The organism is Microcoleus sp. MOSTC5 (assembly GCF_036701825.1).
Classification (GTDB): Bacteria; Cyanobacteriota; Cyanobacteriia; order Cyanobacteriales; family Microcoleaceae; genus Microcoleus; species Microcoleus asticus.
Genome location: NZ_JAUBRK010000015.1, coordinates 50,978 through 72,681 on the forward strand (window position 1 = coordinate 50,978; position 21,704 = coordinate 72,681).

14 protein-coding genes and 1 tRNA gene are annotated in these 21,704 nt (G+C 48.4%); 7 read left to right on the forward strand and 8 right to left on the reverse strand.

Features of this window, described 5'->3' with window-relative positions; all coding sequences use genetic code 11:
- The first annotated feature begins 216 nt into the window (after positions 1 to 216).
- Positions 217 to 840 (forward strand): excalibur calcium-binding domain-containing protein, encoded by a 624-nt coding sequence (locus QUA54_RS10560; RefSeq protein WP_333414552.1) that lies wholly within the window; start codon positions 217 to 219, stop codon positions 838 to 840.
- A gap of 51 nt (positions 841 to 891) precedes the next feature.
- Here the strand turns inward: QUA54_RS10560 and QUA54_RS10565 are convergent, their stop codons facing one another.
- Positions 892 to 1,038, reverse strand: coding sequence for a hypothetical protein (locus tag QUA54_RS10565; RefSeq protein ID WP_333414554.1), 147 nt, complete (start codon positions 1,036 to 1,038; stop codon positions 892 to 894).
- A gap of 35 nt (positions 1,039 to 1,073) precedes the next feature.
- Here QUA54_RS10565 and radC point away from each other — a divergent pair, with 35 nt between their 5' ends.
- Both radC and QUA54_RS10575 read left to right on the forward strand, forming a co-directional pair.
- Complete coding sequence (gene radC, locus QUA54_RS10570; protein ID WP_333414556.1) at positions 1,074 to 1,805, forward strand: RadC family protein; 732 nt, start codon at positions 1,074 to 1,076, stop codon at positions 1,803 to 1,805.
- 315 nt (positions 1,806 to 2,120) lie between these two features.
- Positions 2,121 to 2,459 (forward strand): DUF1815 family protein, encoded by a 339-nt coding sequence (locus QUA54_RS10575; RefSeq protein ID WP_015176985.1) that lies wholly within the window; start codon positions 2,121 to 2,123, stop codon positions 2,457 to 2,459.
- Positions 2,460 to 3,293: 834 nt separating this feature from the next.
- Here the strand turns inward: QUA54_RS10575 and QUA54_RS10580 are convergent.
- Positions 3,294 to 4,340, reverse strand: a complete 1,047-nt coding sequence (locus QUA54_RS10580) for an endonuclease/exonuclease/phosphatase family protein (RefSeq protein WP_333414557.1) — start codon at positions 4,338 to 4,340, stop codon at positions 3,294 to 3,296.
- 252 nt (positions 4,341 to 4,592) lie between these two features.
- On the opposite strand from QUA54_RS10580, the gene QUA54_RS10585 reads away from it, so the two are divergent.
- From QUA54_RS10585 to QUA54_RS10595, 3 genes are all read left to right on the forward strand, one after another.
- Positions 4,593 to 5,072, forward strand: coding sequence for a DUF4079 domain-containing protein (locus tag QUA54_RS10585; protein WP_333414559.1), 480 nt, complete (start codon positions 4,593 to 4,595; stop codon positions 5,070 to 5,072).
- Between the two features lie 331 nt (positions 5,073 to 5,403).
- The gene (locus QUA54_RS10590; RefSeq protein WP_333414560.1) at positions 5,404 to 7,995 is read left to right on the forward strand and encodes a ComEC/Rec2 family competence protein; all 2,592 of its coding nucleotides are present in this window, start codon (positions 5,404 to 5,406) and stop codon (positions 7,993 to 7,995) included.
- Positions 7,996 to 8,055: 60 nt separating this feature from the next.
- Positions 8,056 to 8,142 (forward strand) — tRNA-Ser (locus QUA54_RS10595).
- A gap of 649 nt (positions 8,143 to 8,791) precedes the next feature.
- Here QUA54_RS10595 and QUA54_RS10600 read toward each other — a convergent pair.
- The 5 genes from QUA54_RS10600 to QUA54_RS10620 all read right to left on the reverse strand — a co-directional run bounded on the left by QUA54_RS10600 (position 8,792) and on the right by QUA54_RS10620 (position 16,299).
- Complete coding sequence (locus QUA54_RS10600; RefSeq protein WP_333414629.1) at positions 8,792 to 9,475, reverse strand: ribonuclease HII; 684 nt, start codon at positions 9,473 to 9,475, stop codon at positions 8,792 to 8,794.
- A 1-nt stretch (position 9,476) separates the two neighbouring features.
- Entirely contained in the window at positions 9,477 to 11,786 is a 2,310-nt protein-coding gene (locus QUA54_RS10605) for an Rne/Rng family ribonuclease (RefSeq protein ID WP_333414562.1), read from the reverse strand.
- Between the two features lie 420 nt (positions 11,787 to 12,206).
- Positions 12,207 to 12,335 carry a hypothetical protein gene (locus tag QUA54_RS10610; protein ID WP_281363593.1) on the reverse strand — a complete coding sequence of 43 codons (129 nt, stop codon included), beginning with the start codon at positions 12,333 to 12,335 and terminating at the stop codon, positions 12,207 to 12,209.
- A gap of 671 nt (positions 12,336 to 13,006) precedes the next feature.
- Positions 13,007 to 15,805 carry a TIGR03960 family B12-binding radical SAM protein gene (locus QUA54_RS10615; protein ID WP_333414564.1) on the reverse strand — a complete coding sequence of 933 codons (2,799 nt, stop codon included), beginning with the start codon at positions 15,803 to 15,805 and terminating at the stop codon, positions 13,007 to 13,009.
- A 140-nt stretch (positions 15,806 to 15,945) separates the two neighbouring features.
- Positions 15,946 to 16,299 (reverse strand): STAS domain-containing protein, encoded by a 354-nt coding sequence (locus QUA54_RS10620; RefSeq protein WP_333414565.1) that lies wholly within the window; start codon positions 16,297 to 16,299, stop codon positions 15,946 to 15,948.
- 386 nt (positions 16,300 to 16,685) lie between these two features.
- On the opposite strand from QUA54_RS10620, the gene QUA54_RS10625 reads away from it, so the two are divergent.
- A complete protein-coding gene (locus QUA54_RS10625; RefSeq protein ID WP_172185910.1) occupies positions 16,686 to 16,883 on the forward strand; it encodes a hypothetical protein in 198 nt (65 codons plus the stop codon).
- Positions 16,884 to 17,948: 1,065 nt separating this feature from the next.
- Here QUA54_RS10625 and QUA54_RS10630 read toward each other — a convergent pair.
- Positions 17,949 to 20,777 carry a PAS domain S-box protein gene (locus QUA54_RS10630; RefSeq protein WP_333414567.1) on the reverse strand — a complete coding sequence of 943 codons (2,829 nt, stop codon included), beginning with the start codon at positions 20,775 to 20,777 and terminating at the stop codon, positions 17,949 to 17,951.
- Positions 20,778 to 21,704: the final 927 nt, after the last annotated feature.

Sequence of the window (21,704 nt, forward strand, 5' to 3'; positions counted from 1 at the left end):
AGGATATCCAGCGTTCTATTTACTTTGTAAATCATAGGGATTTGGGATTGGGTCTACCGCTAAAGAAGGAAGTTCACTTTTCAGGACTTACGCGCAGGGATTAAATAAATCGGGTTTTTTAAACAAATATCCTTCCTGATTCACTTCGTATTTTGGTAAAACAAACCCGGTTTCTGCGTCCTGGACTACTTCTATTTTTTACTGGTAAAGATCGCTATGTCTAATTTTTTCGTTTTAAGCTTTCTATTGTCGATCCCTGCCTTTTTTCTGGGTATTGTTAATCCGAAATGGGTGGCCGCACCAACCCGCAAGCGATCGGTCGCGATGTACGGCGGGTTGATGGCGGCTTCGTTTGTACTTGTTGGTGTAACCGCACCCAAACCGCTAAGCCAAGTTTCGGTGACGCCGGAGGCAACCGCTCCGCTAAAATCATCTCAAACCGCTAAGCCGTCACTGCTTTCGGCAGTGCCGACACCCAAGCCGGAGACTGCGAAAACGCTATTACAAACACCGAAACCTGCAATTTCTGCGGAGGTACCTGCACTTGCCAAACCAGATCCCGATCGCAAATTGCCATCTTCAGTCAAATCTGTTGAACGAACCGCAGAGATTGCTCTTGATGCACCACAGCAGCCAAAGGAAGATACCAAGAAAGTTATTTACGAGTCTTCTAAACCGAAGGTTAAAAGTGCCGATTTTCCCAGTTGCGTTAACTCGGATTGCAATTGTTCTGACTTTGCGACTCAAGCCGAAGCGCAACAAGTGTTAGAGGCATATCCGGGCGATCCGTTTAAGCTCGATCGAGATAAAGACTCGATCGCTTGCGAAACGCTGCGTTAGATTCGATCTCAGTTCGCGATCGCAAAAACCCGGTTTCTTCATGTAATTTGGTCATATACGCTCGATCGCGACACGAGAAACCGGGTTTTTTTGGGTAGCGTGCGATCGCGAACTGAATCTGCCAACATCCTCGGTTAATGATGAAGGCTTTTTTCGGTGCTTGTACTGATTTGAAGATGGAAATCGATCGGCTAACATGATTTGATTGTTGAGCTTGCGGTGCTGGTGCGTCTATGACTTACAGCTTGAGAATTGTCGATTTGCCAACGAGTGAACGGCCACGGGAGCGGCTGATGGCGGGTGGCCCGAAAAGTTTGGCTACTGCGGAATTGATTGCGATTCTGCTGGGTACCGGTCAGGGACAAGGCAAACTTTCCGCCGTCGGGCTCGGGCAGTATATTTTAAATCAGTTGAGTTTGCATTCTCGCGATCCTCTGGCTGTGCTGCGCAGTATTAGCGTTCAGGAGTTGACGCAGATTCACGGGATTGGCCCTGCTAAGGCGACTTCGATTTTGGCTGCAGTGGAGTTGGGAAAGCGGGTGTTTCAGTCGCGGCCGCCGGAAATGGCTGTGGTTGACTCTCCGCAAGCGGCGGCGGATGCTCTGAGTCACGATTTGATGTGGCAGTCTCAGGAACGTTTTGCTGTGGTGCTGCTGGATGTGAAAAATCGGCTGCTGGGTACTCAGGTAATTACGATCGGCACGGCTACGGAAACTTTGGCTCACCCGAGGGATATATTTCGGGAGGTGATCCGCCAAGGGGCTACGCGGGCGATTATCTCGCACAATCACCCCTCGGGAATTGTGGAGCCGAGCCCGGAGGATATTGCTTTGACGCGGCAGTTGCTGGCGGGAGCGCAGTTTTTGTCGATTCCGCTACTGGATCACTTGATTTTGGGGAATGGGGATTTTCGGAGCTTGCGACAGACGACGACGCTTTGGGACGATTATCCCCAGGGGGATTGAACTCTTATACTTAACTAATTTGATAGCTGTCATTAGTTATTTGTATCTTTGGGCTGCCGACGGCTGAATCACCTGTTACAGGAGGCAAATTTTCAGGCTGGAGTCCCGGGCGAGAGCGTGTTTTGGCTGAATGTCGCTGCTGATACTTAGTTTCGATCGCAACTCGGTTAATCTATTATAGGTAGGCTGAAGAGGTCGCTAATCCGATTTTTTTTTAGCATACTAAACGTATACTGAACCAGCACCTAAATACCCAGTTATTAAGAAATTCTTAAATGGGATGTAAAATACACGGTGTGGTGATAGGAGGAGAACGTGTTTCTGAGACTTGCAGAACAACACCGTAAATTCGTTCAAGATTTGGTAATGAACCTGCAAGCTTTAGCGATCGTGCTAGAGCATCGGGGTTATCTGGCATCCTGCTACACTTGCGGGGGTCAGATGAACAGTGCCTCATTTATGGTCAGTTTGACGGACAACCATCTGATTCGATTTTTAGTGTCAGATTACGGTATCACTTGGACTGAGATGCGGGACGACCGCGAACTCATGAAACTAGAAGGTGCAGAAGCGATTAATCAGTTACAAGAACTGGCAAATCTCGTAAAGTATCAAATCCAACCTTCGGAAGCTACTTTAGCGACGGCGCAGTGAGTGTAGCGATTGCACGGTTCCGAGGAAGGCGACGCAAGAAAGTGGGTGCTTGTCTGCTAAAACCGAATCCCCAGCGAGTTAGTTGATAGGGTTCATTTAGGTGCACAGCGATGGCTGCTCAACAGACAAGGGTGCTTTCAGGGTGCCTTGAGACTGTTTAGCGCTCAGTCGATCGAACTCTCATCGGGCAGACGGCATACTTTATGCAAAAAGTCTCAAACTTGGAACCTCTAGTTTTTTTTCAGCAGTTGATTCTCCCTTGAGAGCGATTAGCAAAATGTAGAAGTGCGACTGCTCGTCGGCTGCGATGTTAATTTCTCACTTTGCCATTCAAAAGTCAAGGAATTGAAATTAACTTTGAGCAGGCAGGTAGGATTTAACATCCAGAGTGAGGATGAGGCTGTGAAGATTGGGTGAAGCGCAGACCGAGGGCTATGGCATACGGGCGATTCAGCAGTCAACTGCAAAGTCGGTAAGGCTTAATTCGAGCCATTAGTCTGTGCTTGGTTGAAAACATCTTCATTTGTCTAAAATTCCCTGTTTGTATAGTCGCGAATTCCATGAGACTGTTGGCGAATCAATACTTTGTTTCTTTGGAGGGTTTAATAATGAACCGCCAAGACGCCAAGTACGCCAAAAAGGAAGAAGAAAGTGGAAGAAGGATAGAAAAATTAATTGCGGGCAATTATCCGGACACGATCTAAGAGGGGTGCGACGGGAGCAAATGTGAGGCGTCACCCTTCACGGATTCGCCAACATCATCACCATCTTCGCCCGGATCTTAAATTGACACCAATGCCCTTGCGATCGCCCCACCAAAGTGTTGCCAACCCCCTACACTCGTCCAATTTCCGGTTGCATCCGCAGTTGGGCCGACACCGGTCGATGCTCTGAACCGATTGCCGGTAAAACCTTGGCTGATTTCGCCCCCCAGTGCTGAGAATACCAAACATAGTCAAGCCTCACCAGGGGAAAAGTTAATTTCCAGTTTAACTGTTTAACCAGTAACTTCAGATCCCATCCGTTAGGAAAAGTAAAGCCAAAACCCACTCCTGCTGTTCGGAAAGCATCTTGCATAACCGCTTTCAAATAATAGTAGTCTTGAGACTGGTCAGTCAGATTAAAGTCCCCGGTGGCAATAGTCGGCAGCGTTTCTTTCTGGAGTCGCCGCACTAAATCTTGAATTTGTGCCGGTCGGTCGCCGTACTCGTAAACTGGGATTTTGAGGAAAGGCAAAATTTTATGCTGGCGAAACCACGGTGGGGTTGTTGAAATGTTATAAAGAACTACATCTTGCTGGTTCATCTCGATAATAGCTCGTTGCTGTGGTTCGTTCCCACCGGCTAGCCGTAACTTTTGGAAAGAGCGAATGGGATATCTGCTGAGAATCACATGGTATCCGCGCCCCAGGTGGTGCGGGTAGAATGCGGCCAACTTAGAGAATACTTCTGTGGCGTAATCCTCGTTAATTTCTTGCAAACAAATGAGGTCTGGTTTTTCTTCCTGAATTAGGTTAACCAAAGCTTGTCGGGATTCGCGATGCCAGCCGAGGTTGAGAGAAAAAACCTTGAGCGTTGGTTGGGAGTCACTGATGTTCGCCGGCTGGGGAGAAAAGTAAGTGACGTGTAGCCAACCCAGCAGGCAGAGGCTAGCCACAGATGAAACAATCGCGAACCAGCGTTTCTTTATGAGAAAAAACCCTAGAATTGGCAGCAGGAAGATTGGCAAGAAAATCCAAGGAACAAAATCCCCCATCAAGGCAACCGGCCACAGCCTGTCCCAAAAGATCAGTCTCAGAATCAAATAGCCGAAAATTAGTGCGGAGTAGGCGTAGGCGAACAGTTGAGCAATTCGCTGCAAAAATCGGTAAGGCTTAATCATAGCGCCGTCTGCAATAGCATCCTCTTACTGGTGTGGGGACAAAAAACTGGATACTGCTCAGCTCAAATTAACTGAAATGGCAGATCCCCTGCTGAGGCTAGGTAATACACTTCTCCTGTGTCCGGTTCTTTTATTTTATACAGACTTCTGGCTGGAAACAGTGATTGAAAATCACGATTGGTATATTGCTATTTATAGTAAGTTGTTGGTTAAACCAAAATTAGCGATCGCAAAGTTAGGAATCTCAAGCAAATGATCGATCTCAGCGAACTACTAGAACCCATCGCCAGTCAATTTCGCAGTCTGGGAATTCCCGAACCAATTACCCATTGGGGCCACCCTGTAATGATGGGGATCGTGGTAGTGGCGATGGGCAGTTTTGTCGGGTATACGGGATGGCAAGGACGTTTGGCCACCGATAAAGATCTCGCACTCAAAAGTCGCTCGGATCACCGCAAGCTGGCACCGTGGATGTTTCTATTTCTAGCTTTGGGCTATACAGGCGGCTTGCTGTCGCTGGTGATGCAGCACCAGCCAGTAATGGAAAGCCCGCATTTTTGGACGGGTTCGGCAGTGCTGGTTTTGCTGGCTGTTGGCAGCTTGATTTCGCTGACGGGTTTTGGGGGCAATAAGCCAGCACTGCGCGCGGTTCACGCTTATTTAGGCACGACGGCTCTTGCACTTATGGTGCTACACGCGGCTTTCGGTTTAAAATTGGGGTTGTCTATTTAACGCAGTACCGGTCTTTTGTCTTTTATCGTTCAGATGAGCTCCTCGATCCCCCCTAACCCATTAAAAAGATAGGTTAGGGGAATATAGACCAACTATCAAAGCGAAATTTGTCTGGGTTTTAAGCTTAAGTTGTTCCGCTTGGGAAATCAAACACAAAACTTACGCAAAAAGTGGTTTGACACGCTACATATAGCCCTAAGGTGCGGTGTACATAGCCCTACAGATAGCTGTAAGATGCGGTGTGCATGGAACCATACTTATAGAGGTTCTGCGTAAGTCCTTAAACTAACTCTATTTGTGACAGTAAAAATTGCTAATTACTTGCTAATTAATGAATCAAGCAACGGGTGTCATTTTCTGTCTTGCCTACATTTTGGGATTGATTTCTACAGCGGTTCCTTGGGGTAGATACGGGATACTTGCTTTGGGAATAGCGGTGGCGATCGCCCTGCCAAAATTGTTGCGAAAATTTACTAAAAATTCTGTCAAAGTCACCAAGAAAAGACGCAGCAGACAAAAAGAAAATGCTCTTGAAGAACCCTTAGAGGCGAGGGAAGAATTGAGTTTGTTGGAGATGCTGCCAAGGGCGAAATGGGTGTGGGCAGTTGCGGGTTTGGTGGCATTTCTAGCTAGCGTTTATTTTGCAGTTCGATCGCCCCAACCGGCAATAGATGACATCAGCAAAATGATTCCGGCTGGCGGCAACACTCAAGAAGTGGCGGTGACAGTTCGCGGTAGAGTTGTCAGTACGCCTCGATTGACTCGATCGGGTCGATCGCAATTTTGGCTAGAAACAGATTTAGTTAGCGAAATCAACGGCGGCGAGGGAGGAGCAGTCGTAAACCGCCCAGTATCCGGGCAACTCTACGTTACAGTGCCCCTGCTGCAAGCAACGGGTTTGTACGCCGACAATACGATCGCAGTTGTGGGATCTTTGTACAAACCGCAGCCGCCGTCGAATCCGGGGGCTTTTAATTTTCAAGCATATTTAGCCAGAGAAGGAGCTTTTGCAGGCCTCAAAGGGCGTCAAATTGACTGGACGAGAGAAAATGCGATCGCGGATGTAAATCGAGTTAACAGCCAAACGGCTGCTTTCTTGGAACCAAGCGGAATGCGGCCATCGAAAATTCAAGCGATGCGGCAGCGGATCGTGCGATCGCAACTATCGCAGTTGAATGTTCCCGAAGGGCCCTTGATCGGTGCGATCGCCCTCGGCAAACAAGCTGTAGATTTACCTTACAACATCCGCGACTATTTTGTGCAGGCTGGATTGGCCCACGCGATCGCAGCTTCCGGCACTCAAGTTTCGATGGTTTTAGCTTTAGTTATAGCTTTAACCAGGCGTTTTTCCAAACAATTACAATTTAGTTTTGGCGCCGGTGCTTTATTTTTGCTCGTGGGATTAACTGGCTTTGAACCTTCAGTATGCCGCGCCGCTTTGATGGGATTTGGAACACTATTTGCTTTGGTGCTGAACCGCCAAGTTAAGCCGCTGGGATTGCTGTTAATCGCTGCTACTATTTTACTGCTAGTTAACCCTTTGTGGATTTGGGATTTAGGTTTTCAACTGAGTTTTTTGGCAACTTTGGGGTTAATAGTGACAACGCCGCCGCTGATGGCAAAGTTAGATTGGATGCCGCCCGCGATCGCTTCGATTCTTGTGGTTCCAATCGCGGCTTCAGTTTGGGTGCTGCCGCTGCTACTTTACGTTTTTAGCGTGGTATCACCTTACAGCATTTTAGTTAATATTATTGCGGCTCCTTTGCTATGGATTTTGAGTATTGGGGGTATGGTTAGCGCTTTAGCTGGATTGATTTTTCCGCCGGCTGGCAGTGTTTTAGCACAACTGCTCGATTATCCGGCAAAGGGGTTAATTGCGATCGCCCAATATTTCTCGCAATTACCCGGTAATTCGGTAGCTGTCGGTCAAGTATCGGTGTTTCAGGTAATCGCGCTTTACATTTTAATTTGCTGGGTTTGGATCGGGGGAAGAAGGAAGAAGGAAGAGGGAAGAAGGAAGAAGGAAGAGGGAAGAAGGAAGAAGGAAGAAGGAAGAGGGAAGAGGGAAGAGGGAAGAGGGAAGAAGGGGAAAAGTAGAGTTATTTCGCTGCCGAGTTTTTCATCTCCTTGGATTTTACCGCTGGCGGTTGTGGCGGGAATTGCTATCATAGTTTTGCCAGCTTGGCACGTTCAAGCATCTTTATTTCAAGTTACTTTGCTGGCGACATCTGGCGAGCCAGTTTTAGTAATTCAAGATAGGGGAAAAGTGGCGCTGATCAATAGCGGTGATGAAAATACTGTGAGGTTTACAGTGCTGCCTTTTTTGCAGCAGCAAGGAGTTAATTCTGTGAATTTTGCGATCGCCACTCACGGTCATTTAGGTTTGAGTGGCGGTTGGGGAAAATTACTAGAACGCTTGCCAATTAAAACATTTTATGATAACACTGCTCCGAAACAAATTCACCGTGGCAACAATCAGGAATTTATGACGGCTGTGCAATCTCACCAAGGTGTTTACTTTCCTTTAGAAACTAACAGTACAGTTGATCTGGGTTCGACGCGGTTGCAGTTGGTGAATGCGGAGATTCCGATGGTAGAATTCCTGGTGGAAAATCGAACTTGGTTGCTCGTCGGTGAAATGACACCGCAAGAGCAAAAAAAATTGGCAGCAACGGGAACCTTGAAGCCCGCTCAAGTGCTGTGGTGGTCGGGAAAAACCCTGACGGCTGAGTTATTAAGCGCGGTTGGGCCCCAAGTGGCGATCGCATCTGCTAACGAAATCGACCCAGAAACCGTCGCCCAACTGCGCCAAAACAAAACCCAAATATTCTGGACAGGGCGCGACGGAGCCCTCCAGTGGACGCCAGCAGCCGGATTTAAGACCACCCTGGAATCTGAAGAAAATCAAACTTCTTTTCTGTAAAGATTTACAATGTGGCGCACTGTGCGGTAAAATACTTTTAGCTCACATCTCAAATCAATTGGAGAGGTGGCAGAGCGGTTGAATGCGGTAGACTCGAAATCTACTTTAGGGGTGACTCTAACGTGGGTTCAAATCCCACCCTCTCCGTTTTTCCTTTAAAAATCAATATTTCTGGCATCTCCCTGCTTAAGATACAACCCGCAAAATAAGATAACTTGGTATATTTTATGGGAGATTTTGCGGAAGATTTGGGGAAGATTAATGATTCCCTAGATCGAGTCCAGATCAGATCCAAGGGGAAGAGGTTTTACTTGCGAGCCACTTTCCCACCTCAGCCCGGTGATGGTGATAAACCGAAACGGTATGAGATTAGCAATGGATATGCAGCGCATTCAGAGGGGCTGAGATTTGCTAAAGCTAAGGCTATATGAAAATTGAAGCTCAGCTATTGCGTGGAATATTTGATTGGACACCGTGGGTCAACGGCAAGCAACAACAAATGGAGCACTTGCCAAATTTGCGCGCCTCGAAGTTAAATTTACTGAATTAGTCGCTGGGTGCAGATCTAAAATGCCCAGAGATTTGCCATCGGATTAAGAAATTGGGCGTTGCTGATTTAGGGTATGAAAGGCTAAATATTCAAGTAATAGAAACCAGTATCCACAAAGCTTCGGGATTTTCAAGTTATTTTTTTCATACCCTGATTAAGCAACGCCCAAGTTTCTTGTGGGGTCGGCCCCAGAGCCAGTCCGTGAAAGTTTGATTGAAAATGGTGCTAGATGTAAAATACAACTAACTATTTTCGGCAAGGACTAAAGGACACCCGGTGAAAGACAGATACACCGCAACGTTGCAAAGCTAATTTATGTTTAGCAGTTCCATATCCTTTGTTATTTGTCAAGTCATATTCAGGATACTTAACAGCCATCCGCAGGATTAATTCATCGCGCCAAACTTTCGCCACAATACTAGCAGCAGCAATCTGAATCGATCGCGCATCACCCTTGATCATCGTCTCTTGCTCGATCGCCAAATTGGGAATCCTTTGATTCCCGTCAACCAAACACAAATCAGGAGTAACATTCAGCTTCAGAATTGCGCGTTTCATCGCCAACAAAGAAGCCTGCAAAATATTCAAACGATCGATCTCCCGCACCGAAGCCACACCAATTTGGCAGTCAACCGCCACAGCCCGGATTTTTACGGCTAACCGACTCCGGGCTGCGGCACTCAACTGCTTGCTGTCACGCACCCCGCAACTTGCTAATTCATCGAGAACTTCGTCGGGCAAAATGCAGGCAGCAGCCACCACCGGCCCGAACAAAGCCCCTCGTCCAACTTCATCCACACCTGCAATTACCAGAGTGTTCGAGGGAGAGGGGGAAATGGGAAGATGGAAAGATGGGAATAGAGTAAAAATTTCTACTTCTTCTTTCTTCCCTCGAACCTCGGACTTCTTCCTTCTTCCCTCGGACTTCATATCACTCATCCAAAACGGCTGACGAGCGACGCCTGCGCCGCCGGTTGATAGCAGGCTCCTCGGGTTCGCTGGGTTCGCTGGGTTCGCTGGGTTCGCTGGGTTCGCTGGGTTCGCTGGGTTCGATCTGCTGATGCGATTCATACGGCTCGATCGATTCATTCGACTCATTGAGTTCAAACGGCTCATAGGATTCGTCCATCACATCGCTGGTTTCCTCGATATGAGCAAAATCATCAGTTTCGTCGATCGAACTCTCGCCGTAAATTTCAGCCTCATCATCATCCGAAAATACAGGCTCAGCTACCGACATTTCTGGATAATAATCGCGTTCCTCAGCATTCTCAGCAGGCGCCGCCGGTTCAAATTCAAATTCGAGCTGCTCGAAAGGCGGCTTGTTCGGGGCCGCTCCCGGGAGAGTCACCGAAACGATCGCATTCTTAGGATTTTTGACGCTGCGATCCGTAAGCACCAAAGGAGAAACCCCCATCAGCGCATAAACATCCTGCTCCTCCGGCGTCATTTCCACCGAAATCACCTCCGGAGGCTCCACCATCGGCTTCATCAACTCAGACTTAGCCGGACGCACGCGATCGAAATCCTCGCGCCTGCCAACAGTCGCCATATTCACCAACCCGAAGCCCTCCGAAGCTGCCCGGATACCGGGGGGTGCCAGATACTCAGAGCGCGTCTCCGCCACGGGCGCGCTCGAAGTATTCGGCAGCCGCAACTTGCTGCGCACCGGTTCCTCCTCCACCGGGAGGGCAAAAGGCTCTTCACCAATCCGGCGGCGGCGGCGGCGTCTCGTTCCGTTCCCCAAATCCTGATAGCTGGGATGGTTGAGCAAGTCCAAAGGCGAGGCGTTGCTGCCGGTCTCAAAATCCAAACTTTCGCTCTGAGGTTCCCAAGCAGCCCGAGCAGGTTCTGGGGGGCGTTCTTCCCGCACTGGTGCAGGAGTTGCAGCCGCCACAGGCGTCAAGCTGCGGCGTTCCAATCCTTCGGGCAAATTCAACAAAACGCGGTTCGACGTAGCAACAGTGCGATCGCTCGATTCCCGCACCGCTGCGGCGAAGTCTTCTTCCCCGGGCAGTTGCACCAGATGACCCAACCCGCTGCAAGTAGGGCAAGTGTGGCCGAACAACTCATAAATATTTTGACCTTGGCGCTTGCGGGTCAGTTCTACCAGTCCCAATTCCGAAAGTTGAGCGATTTGCGGCCGAGCTTTGTCAGCTTTGAGAGCTTTATTGAAATGTTCCAGCACCTGCAACTGATCGCGGCGGGATTCCATGTCAATAAAGTCAACAATAATCACCCCGGCAATATTGCGCAACCGCAGTTGTCTGGCAATTTCCGTTGCTGCTTCGCAATTTGTCCAGAGTACCGTTTCCCGAGCCGTGGCCGATCGAGTAAACGAGCCAGAGTTGACATCGATCACCGTCAGCGCCTCAGTCGGCTCGATAATCACATAACCCCCCGAAGGCAAATCAACCCTCGGTCTGAGGGCTTCTCGAATCGCAGCGTTAACGCGGAAAAATTCTAAAATCGAGGCGCGCTCTCGGTGGTGGTCGATCAAAACTCCCGCAGGAAGTTTACCGCCATTCCAGCTCATCAACTGCTGCTTCACCCGCTTAATTCCATTTTGCGAGTCCACCACAATCCGATTCACGTCACCGCTGAACATATCCCGCAGCACCCGCTGGATAAAATCGTCATCGCGGTTGAGCAGTGCCGGTGCCCGCGAGGTACCGCCTTCGAGTTGAACGGCTTCCCACTGTTTTTGGAGGACTTCCAAATCTTCCATGATGGCTTCTTCAGTCATCCCTTCAGCTTCGGTGCGCACCAGCAGCCCCATCCCGGCCGGTTTCACCAAAATAGCCAGGGCTCTAAGGCGGTTGCGCTCGGCTTCCGACTTGATCCGCCGTGAGAGATTGACTCCCCTGCCGTAGGGCATAAGTACCAAATAGCGGCCCGGCAGGGTAATGTTGCCTGTCAGCCGGGGGCCTTTGCTGCCCGTCGGTTCTTTCATCACCTGTACCACCACTTTCTGCTGGGGGGTCAGGAGTTCTGTAATTGCTCCTGCCGAGCGTTTAAGGCGCAGCGGGCCGAGGTCTGTTACGTGCATGAACCCGTTACGTTCTGGGTCGCCAATATTGACGAATGCCGCATCTATCCCGGGGAGTACATTCTCGACAATTCCCAAGTAAATGTCGCTGACTTGGTGGCTGCCTGTGGCTACCACAAGTTCTTGGATTTGATCTTCTGAAAAGACGGCAGCAATGCGATGCTGCTCTGCTATAACTATCTGCTTTGTCATTCAATTTCCTCACAAAACTGGCAGCAAGTTAGAGACACTTACGCACAACAGTGCCTCTGACTTTGACTGTAATTAGTAGTAGCTTGAAGAGTTATGAGCTGTGAGTTGGTGCAGGGAGGAAGGAAATTTAACTGTTGACCGTTCACCGTTCACTGTTAACTGTTACAGATAACTGTTCATTGTTAACGGTTCACTGTTACAGATAAAGTAGTTAAACCCGCCCGTACAGAGTTATGAGTTATGCTCAGCAGATAAATCTGAGAGATAGAAATAAGGAGGCTTTTATCGAGTTAGCAATATTGAGTTTTGAGTTGAGAATTGCGAAATCAATACTCAAAATCCAACACTTAGAACTCTTCCTTTGAACTCAGGGAATAAATTCAGTGACACCGTACCAATTTCTTAACACACAACTTAACACTACGAACTGATAACTCCGCTTGCGTGGTGGTTGAGGGCTGGTTTTGAGCGAAAGTAGGTAGGAGTGAAAGCGCCTAGACTTTTGTTGAATTCTTGCGCGATCGCACTCAACACACCCCTGATTGGCATTCGACTGCAACCTCCGCCCCTGCCAACCCTAAAACCTCGTCAATCGATTTTAGATTTTAGATTTTAGATTTTAGATTTTAGATTTACTCCACAGATGAATCTGGGAGATTGAACTTTAGTCTAAAATCTAAAATTTTTGGTTCTCTACGACTTAAGTCGGGGGCTTATCTCCGTTTTTTGACGGTGAGTCGATTTTAGATTTTAGATTTTAGATTTTAGATTTACTCCACAGATGAATCTGGGAGATTAAACTTTAGTCTAAAATCTAAAATTTTTGGTTCTCCACGACTTAAGTCGGGGGCTTATCTGCGTTTTTTGACAGGGCAAAAACATCTATTGTTGAATACCCGCTCTGCGGCTTGAACCGTTAGATTTTTGAGTAAGCCGACGGCCGACAACCAGTCGATCGGTCGAAATTAATCGCTAAATTTGGTTCATACCCCGCTCCTGCGGGTTTGGCGCTAGATTTAGCCTGTGAATGTACAACAAAAAGGCTTGAAGTCTTGAACAGAAGCAATTTGCACCCAGCCCGCGTTGCTGGTTGACGAGGGCGGCGAGCGACTAAAGCGCTCGAGCCGCCGTGGCTTCCATAACAAGCGATTATAGCGTGAAACGAAACATCCCGATCGACTAGAGCCGAAGGTGAAATATTCCACCACAGCTCCCCTATTTTAACCATAACCCAGTATTAGCTGACTACGCTCAACCTGCTGAAGCTGAATTTGCTGCTGGCTGACTTGTTCGAGCATGAAAACAATATGTTCTGGCTTTAGCAAGTTGCCGTCGCTGCGACAACTGCCGGTAAAGCGCAAGACGGCTCTACTTTCGGATGTACCGCCAGAGGCAGAGGCGCTGCTTTCTGCTTTCTGCTCTACAAGTTCTAGTTTGTGCAGCCGATCGCGCAAATTGACATCCTGCGTCTTTCCCGACTTAGTAGTGTGCACCCGCCAAAAAGCCTCGGTTTCGGCGATCGTCTTGACCCAAGCTTCCCAGTTGGCATCAGGAGCCACGGAGACAGGAGCAGAATTTTCACGGTCTGATTCGCCATTTTCTGTCAACGAACCCGTTACAGCGACAGTAATCACGTACTCCGCTGCTTCCAACAACTGACTGGCAGAAGGAGCCTTGAGATCGATCGGTTCAACCTTGTAAATCGGAATATTTTCCGGCAGCTTAGCGGCCAACTTTTCCCGAAAACTCTCAATATCGATCGGCTCAGTTAGCTCAAAGTCAGCAATTTCCCCAGTGCTGGTAACGCCCAGAGGCAGAGCATTTGCCAGAGAAATCCGAGGGTTCGGGTGGAACCCGCCGGTAAAAGAAATCGGCAAATCGGCTCTGCGGACTACTCGATCGAGCAATCGGAGCAAATCCAAATGACCAACCAAAGCCATATCGCCCACTTTCCCGAACCAAACCCGCAAACGCTGTTTCCGATCCGTATTCGGCACGAACTCCCCGGCAAACTCTGGAATTGGCAGCGCATCCACAACCACATTGTGTCCGAAATCGGTGCCGCAAACCCCGCAGCGCGAACAGCCTTCAAAGGAACAGTCGGGAACCGTCGCTGCTTCTAAAGCCTTTTGCAAGTCAATTTTCAGCCAGTTTTTGTCGATTCCCGTATCTAAGTGATCCCAAGGCAGGGCCCGATCGAGAGAGAGGGGGAGAGTGGGGGAGGGGGAGTGGGGGAGATCCGGAGAATTGGGAAAATCTTCCTTGATTTCTCTTCCTTCTTCCTTCTTCCTTCTTCCTTCTTCCTTCTTCCGTCTCCCTTCTTCCTTCTCCTCTTCCTTCTCAAAAAGATTCCACTCGCCGCTTTCAACTTGGCGGTATTTCCAGGTAAGGCCCGACTCATCGATCGCCTGAGTCCAAGCTTTGTAAGCCTGATCCAAACTTTCCCACCACGCATCCATACCCGCGCCAAGTTCCCAAGCGCGGCGGACTACAGCAGCCAAACGCCGATCGCCCCGTCCGACAAAATCCTCCATTGCCGAAATCCGCACATCAGTGTAATTCACTTTTACGCCCCGCATCCCCCGAAATTCTCCCTTCAGGAGTTTTTGCTTGCGGGAAAACTCAGCAGTAGAAACCGAGTGCCACTGAAAAGGAGTGTGAGGCTTAGGCGTAAAATTAGAAATTGTCAAGTTAAAATTCAGTCCCCGCCGGCCATCGAGCCTGCATTCCCTGTGCAGCCAGCGGACTGTTTCGGCGATACCCAGAACATCAAAATCTGTTTCCCCAGGCAAACCGATCATAAAATACAGCTTGATTTTATCCCAGCCGCGATCGACCGCAGTTTTGACACCCCTAAGCAATTCTTCGTTTGTCAAACCTTTGTTAACGATGTCGCGCATCCGCTGAGTACCAGCTTCCGGGGCAAAAGTCAAACCGCTTTGCCGCGTGCCGCCGAGAATGTCGGCAATATTATCGTCAAATCTGTCAACCCGCTGGCTGGGTAGAGACAGAGAAATATTTTTATCTTTCAGGCGATTTTTGATTTCCATCCCGACTGCTGGGAGTGCCAGATAGTCGGAACAACTCAGGGAAAGCAGGGAAAACTCGCTGTGCCCGGTGGCTTGCATTCCCTGTTCGATCGCCTCTACGACTTGCTGCGGTTCGACATCGCGCGCGGGGCGAGTCAGCATTCCCGGCTGACAGAAGCGACAGCCGCGGGTGCATCCCCGGCGGATTTCTACTGTCAATCTGTCATGTACTGTCTGGACGTAGGGAACCAGGCCGATCGAATAAGCTGGTATCGGAGTCGCGACGCGGCGCAGAATTCGTTCTGGAACTTGCGGGCGGTTGGGATGAACAGAACCGTCGACCGCCATGTCGTAAAATTGCGGGACGTAGACGCCTGGAATTTGCGCTAAATCCAGCAGCAATGCTTCTCGGCTCAAATTATTAGTTTTGCCTTCTGCCAAAATCAAGCCAATTTCTGGCAGCAATTCTTCTCCATCTCCCAAAGCGATGAAGTCAAAAAAGTCAGCGTAGGGTTCGGGATTGGAAGTTGCTGTTTGCCCGCCAGCAAAAATCAGCGGCATTTGACCGTTTTGGTCATTTGTCGCTCTTTCTTGCCAAGTTAGGGGAATGCCGGCTAAATCCAGCATTTCCAGAATGTTTGTTGCTCCCAGTTCGTAGCTCAGGCTGAAGCCCAGAATATCAAATTCTGTGAGCGATCGCCTGGATTCTACCGCAAACAGGGGAGTTTGAGTCGATCGCAGTTTTGCTGCCAAGTCTGGTGCGGGCAAATAAGCTCGATCGCACAACTGCCTCGGCAAGGCATTCAAAATGTTGTAAAGGATGATGTGCCCCAAATTGGAAGCACCAACTTCATACACTTCTGGGTAAGTGAGCACCCAGCGCACAGACGCCCCGTCCCAATCCTTGTGGGCAGCCCCCAATTCGTTTCCCAGATAACGAGCAGGCTGATTGATTTCTGCTGTAAGTAATTCTTCGACTTTTACTGCCACGGCTCGACTCGCTAAATATCTGCGACTCTTAAGCAGCCTACCTTAAAATCTGCCAACACGCCAACGGCAGTCCTTTGTCTTTTCGGACATTTAGGCGAATTTACTGGGTTTTGTTGCTTGTTTTCGCCGAGGAGGAACCTCTACCAGTGCTGGTTTGCGCAGGAGTTTTCGGCTTCAAAGCTATCGACATTTTCAAATATCTCAAAAACTCGATCGAGTTGACTCAGTTCCAGAATCATCCCAATCCCGGGGGATACCGAGCAAATACTAAACCTGCGCCCCATTTTTTTTGCCTGCTTGAGGCCCGAAACCAATGCCATCAAACCGGCACTGTCAATAAATGTTACTGCGCCCAAATCTACGAGTACCGCTACAACCCCGGGGGCTGCAATTGCTGTGATGAGTTCCCGTCCGAATTCTCCGGAGGTGGCTGCATTCAGGTGGTCTAGGGGTCGAATCACCGTAATTGGTTTATGGGCAAGAAGTGTCTGCATAATATGTCAAACCTATGGTTGCTACGTATTTTCAACTACTGCGCTGGACAGGTGTAAGCCTAAACCTACTTGATTACTCTGAGCCTAGCTTACTATAAGGGAAACCGACCAGTTGTTTTCAGTATTTTTACGTAATCTTTATTTATTGACTGGTTTTTATGAAATTTTGCGTAAGATTTGCGGAGGAAAAGTAAGCTACTATACTATTTTTTATTTATGCCAGTAGGTTTAGTATTGGTAAGTGTAAACATTGCGATCGACCTTGCCCTAGCTGTTAGGTTAAACTGAACAATGTAATTGGAATCACTTATTAGTTCTGATTTAGATCACTTGCTCGCTCGACTGTTCAGAGGAAAATAAAACTGTACGGAGTTCTCCGACCTACTATGCAAGCAACTCATGCTATTCGTCAACTTGTAGAAAAAGCCCTCTACATTAAGCAGTTGACACCTGACATTGAAAACGAAATCAACTACGAGCTCACCCGTTTGGGGTACATCTCGGATATTGATTATGAGGCTTTAGAGTTATTAATGGATGAAATGGATGCTGGCCGGGTGCAATTGGTATCTACCTGTGGATAGTTGCAACGGGACGACCAGTCCACATCAAAGAGGGAAAAAATCCTTGCACGGCGGGAAATAGAGGAGTGTTAGAAGCATTGACCCCAGCAGAATATTTTCCAAATGAAGCAGCTAGTTACTGAACTTGAGATTTGAGGAGATACTGTTAAGGGCGATCGTCCCTGCACCTCCGATCGAAAGCAAAAAATTTTGACCTAAATTAAATTTATAACTTTAGAGGCTTGACAAATTAGGTTTAATTGTGATTAAAAGTCAGGCTTAATGAAGCAGCAAGTTACTGAACTTGAGATTTGAGGAGATACTGTTAAGGGCGATCGTCCCTGCACCTCCGATTGAAAGCAAAAAATTTTGACCTAAATTAAATTTATAACTTTAGAGGCTTGACAAATTAGGTTAATTGTAATTAATACTCATCCTTACTGTTAGCAGACTGAGGCAAAAACCGGGTTTTTTTACAACAAGCATTTTTTAGGAGTGAGAGGGAGACGGTCGCAGACGGACAGTAAATGCAAAACAGAGATGCTCCCGGTTTTTTTGTGCTGAGATACTTGATTGGTAATTGGTAAGCAAGTTTGAGCCATTACGCACCCTACGAACTGACTTGAAAAAAACATTTTTCGCCCGGATGCTACGATCGCTCAAATGCAAGAAAATTCATCAGAAAATTGGGTAGAAACCTCGTCCTTTTAGGACGGCTTTATATTACAATATAATTGGTCAACGACCCACCCGAGACGTGCGATCGAACAGCCTATACGAGCGAAGTTCAGCCAGGTGCTGGCGGCGAAGCAAAATCGGTAGACCGGGAAAAGAGGATAGGGCAATGGTAAACATCCCTAGAATCAAAACTACGAAGAATTCCGTTTGGTATTCGATACGTAAAAACCGCAGGGCTTGCGGGGTTAGTGCGCGAGAGCGAACATAAGACCAAATCTCTTTTAGGGTGGAGGCAGTTGCGAAGAAGCAGAAATTCAAATCGTGAGGTTTGGGAATCCCCGTACCTTCAGGTCGGGGTGGATGTCAAGTGTAGTTACTACATCCGTCATCGCGGAGTCAATCTAAAATCTAAAATCTAAAATCGTTCGATCGCGCCGCCAAACTTTGCACCACCGCGACCAACTCAACAGGCTCGATCGGCTTGGACACGTAAATTTGAAAACCTTGCTGCAGCGCCCGTACCCGTTCCTCTACCCTACCAACCGCCGTGAACGCCAACGCCGGAATTTCCCTGTCCGCCACGAGTGATCGCACTTGCGGGAGTAGAGCCTCTCCATCAGGGGCCTGCATCTCGATATCGATCGCCAACACATCCGGATTCAGGCTGGTGATCGCCTCTAGGGCTTCCATTCCCGAGCTAGCGGTCTCCACCAGGGCCCCGCAATCTTCGAGCACTGTACAAGCCAAATCCAGGCAATCCGCGTCGGTATCGACCACCAACACCCGCAATCTAGAAAGATTGCTGCTGACAAAAGACTTATTTACAGGGGCTCGCGCCTTGCTGTGAGCAACCGCAAACTCATCTGGCCCGGAAACAGAAAATCCGCAGTCGCCATTTGGCTGTTTAATTGGCAATCTCACCAAAAAGCTCGCTCCTTTTCCCTTCCCGGCCGATTCCGCTTGCACCGTCCCCCCGTGCATTTCCACAAAATGGCGCACTAGGGCCAAACCCAAACCCAATCCGTTGTACAATCGCTTTGTAGAGCTGTCAGCTTGGCTGAACCGCTCGAAAACGTGGGGCAAAAACTCTTCCGCAATCCCTTGTCCCGTGTCGCTGACCTCAATTTCCACACAAGCGGGCGACAAATTTGTACAGCAAGCGGATTCCTCAGGGGCAAGCGTCCCCTCCAGCTTCCGCACCGCCACCCTCACCTGTCCGCCATCGGGAGTAAACTTAGTCGCATTCGACAGCAAATTCCACGCTACCTGTTGCAAGCGGCCGGCATCGCCAAAAATCCGCCCCGCAGTTGTGTCGAAATCCGTCACAATTGCAATATTTTTTGCCCCAATCGCGGGTGCGAGAGTCTTTATCGCAGCCTCAACAGTCGAAATCAAATCAACCGACCGCAAATTCAGCGACAGTTTGCCGGTAATAATCTGCGACACGTCCAACAAATCCTCGATCAGAGTTGCCAGCGATCGCGTATTGCGGTCGATCGTTTCCAGAGCCCGAACAGTGGTTTTTTCGTCAAACTTGCGGTTGCGCAGCAGTTGCGCCCATCCCAGCATCGCATTGAGCGGCGTTCGCAATTCGTGGGACAAAGTTCCCAGAAATTCGTCTTTAATCCGGTTCGCCCGCGCCAATTCCTGGGCTCGAGCTTGCAGTTCTCTTTCCAATTGCTTGCCAACGGTCAAATCGAGAATAAAAGCCACAGATTCTTGCCGCTTTTTGGCCAGCAAAACATATCCGATCAACACCGGAATCCGACTGCCGTCTCTCCTCCAAAATTCCTTTTCGTAGGGAGTGCAAGCCCCCGTTGCTTCTGCCTCTGCAATCCCCTTCTCGTCGAGAGAGAGGTACTCCGGCGGCGTGATGTCAATCCAGTTTAATTCCCCGCGCTGCAAGTGTTCCCGCGTGTAACCAACTATCCGCAAAAATTCATCGTTAGCCTCCACGATATTGCCGTTAACATCTCCGAAGATAATTCCCATCAGGTTAGCTTCGGCCAACATTTTCAGCTTTTCTTCGCTAGCTTTGAGTGCAGCTTCTGCTTGCTTGCGATCGCTAACGTCTTGGATGTAAGCCGACAAACCAGAATCGGAAGGATAAAAACGCACCTTCAACCACTTATTCCATAACGGCACGAATTCTTCATACTCGACCGTTATCTTTTCTGCTAATGCTTTGCCAGCCATTTTGTTAAACGGTAAATCGATAGCCCAGGGAAATATCTCCCAAACATTTTTACCGATCAGTTCGGCTTCTGACTTGCCTAAAAGCTCCAGAGCTTTCTGGTTGACATAGGTGTAGTTTCCCTTTAAATCGACCGCGATAAAAGCGTCGGTAATGCTTTCGAGAATGTTAGTAATTCGATCGTTTGCCGATTGCAGCGCTTTAGCTGTTTCTTCTGCTTGCTGGCGAGCTGCTTGTTCGCGGGACAAAGCAGCAGCGCGTTCTTGTTCTGCAAGTTTTCGATCGCTAATATCGATGTAAGAACCGATGTAACCTGCAAAAGTGCGATCGGGCCTGTACCGGGGTACGCCCGTACCCAAAACCCAGCGGTATTCCCCGTCATAGCGCCTCATGCGGCATTCGATCCGGTACTCGGTGCGATCGTCGAAAGCTCTCCGGTAAATATCCCGACATTCTGGCAAGTCATCGGGGTGCAAGCTTTCCATCCAACCAGTGTCCCTTTCTTGCGCCAAAGTTCTACCGGTAAACTTCAGCCATCCTTTGTTAAAGTAATCGCCAAGTTGGTCAGTGTCCGACATCCAAATCATCACCGGCGCGGTATCTGCCATAATCCGAAATCGAGCTTCGCTCTCTTGCTGCTGTGCTTCGGCTTGCTTGCGGTCGTTCCGTTCTTGAACTTCCCGCAGGGCCCGCTGAATCGACGGCACCAGGCGTATCAAACGGCGTTTGAGAACATAATCGGTAGCGCCGCTTTTCAAAGTTTCGATCGCCACTTCCTCGCCCAAAGTAGCCGACACAAAAATAAACGGCACTCCCGGACAAGTAGCGTGGGCGATTTCCAGCGCTTCTTCTCCGCTAAAACAAGGCAACATATAATCTGCCAAAATAATGTCAAAATAGTGTTTTTCCAACGCGGTGGCAAAGTCTTCCCGAGTTTCCACACACAGCAGAGAAAATTCGATTCCGCCATCTATTAGATATGCCTCAATCAGTTCGGCATCTAGGGGACTGTCTTCTACTAAGAGGATATTGAGCTTTTTCACAAAAATTCCTTTTATTTATATATTAGTTCTCACACAACCCCCTCTGGCAGCTACTTGTTAAGTGCGATCCACAAAAGTATTGCGTGTTAAATTGCCTAAAAAAATGTAAAAATCCATTGTTTCATCAGTTAAGCATTCACATTTCAATCATAGCTTCTAATCAAGTCTTTTGCTACTTGCAGCAAGGTTAATCTCTGGTCTAACTTGATTGCCTATCGCCCTTGCTTTTCCTTAACTTTCACCGGCTTTCAATCACTCCACACCGCTGTGGTCTTGCTTCTTGCCAGCAGTTTAACCATACCCTGTCAAACAAATAGTCTCGCTCTTACTGCTAGAAACAACTAGCTATTTAGTAATTTATCTCGCTTACTGCTAACTACTGCTACCTCGTTTGGCAGATTATTTTTTTGTAGTGAGTCCCGAGTTACTTCTAAATTGCTTTGCCACTCCTCTAAAGCTTAAATTCGCTTTAATTCTGCCCTTATATCCTTAATTTCGATCGATCCCTTCAAAAAAGTGAAAGTTGCTGGTGTGTCTGCTTTACTTTTTGCCGGATTTGCCTACAATGCAACAGTTGAAACCGGGCGAACATTTGGCTTGTCGATCGCCTTCGTTCCTCAAAAATCACTCTTTGTATAGTGAAAATTGTACTCGCCCTGCATCTGTCCAAAGATATATTATTGGATAAACATTAAACTCACCCTGCATAGATTCCGCTGAATTCGGTAGAAAGAAGTGTTACCCGGCATAAAATATGAGAAAGCTCGATCGACCAATTAATTTCCGACACCAATCACAGAAAATTTTCTCTGGACTCGCTACACTTGCACACCCAGGTAGCCTCTGACCGATCGGCTTATTGGTTGAGCCAGAGCCAAACTGTCTTAAAATATACAATACGGTGAGCTGCTGCACAGCCCGCATATA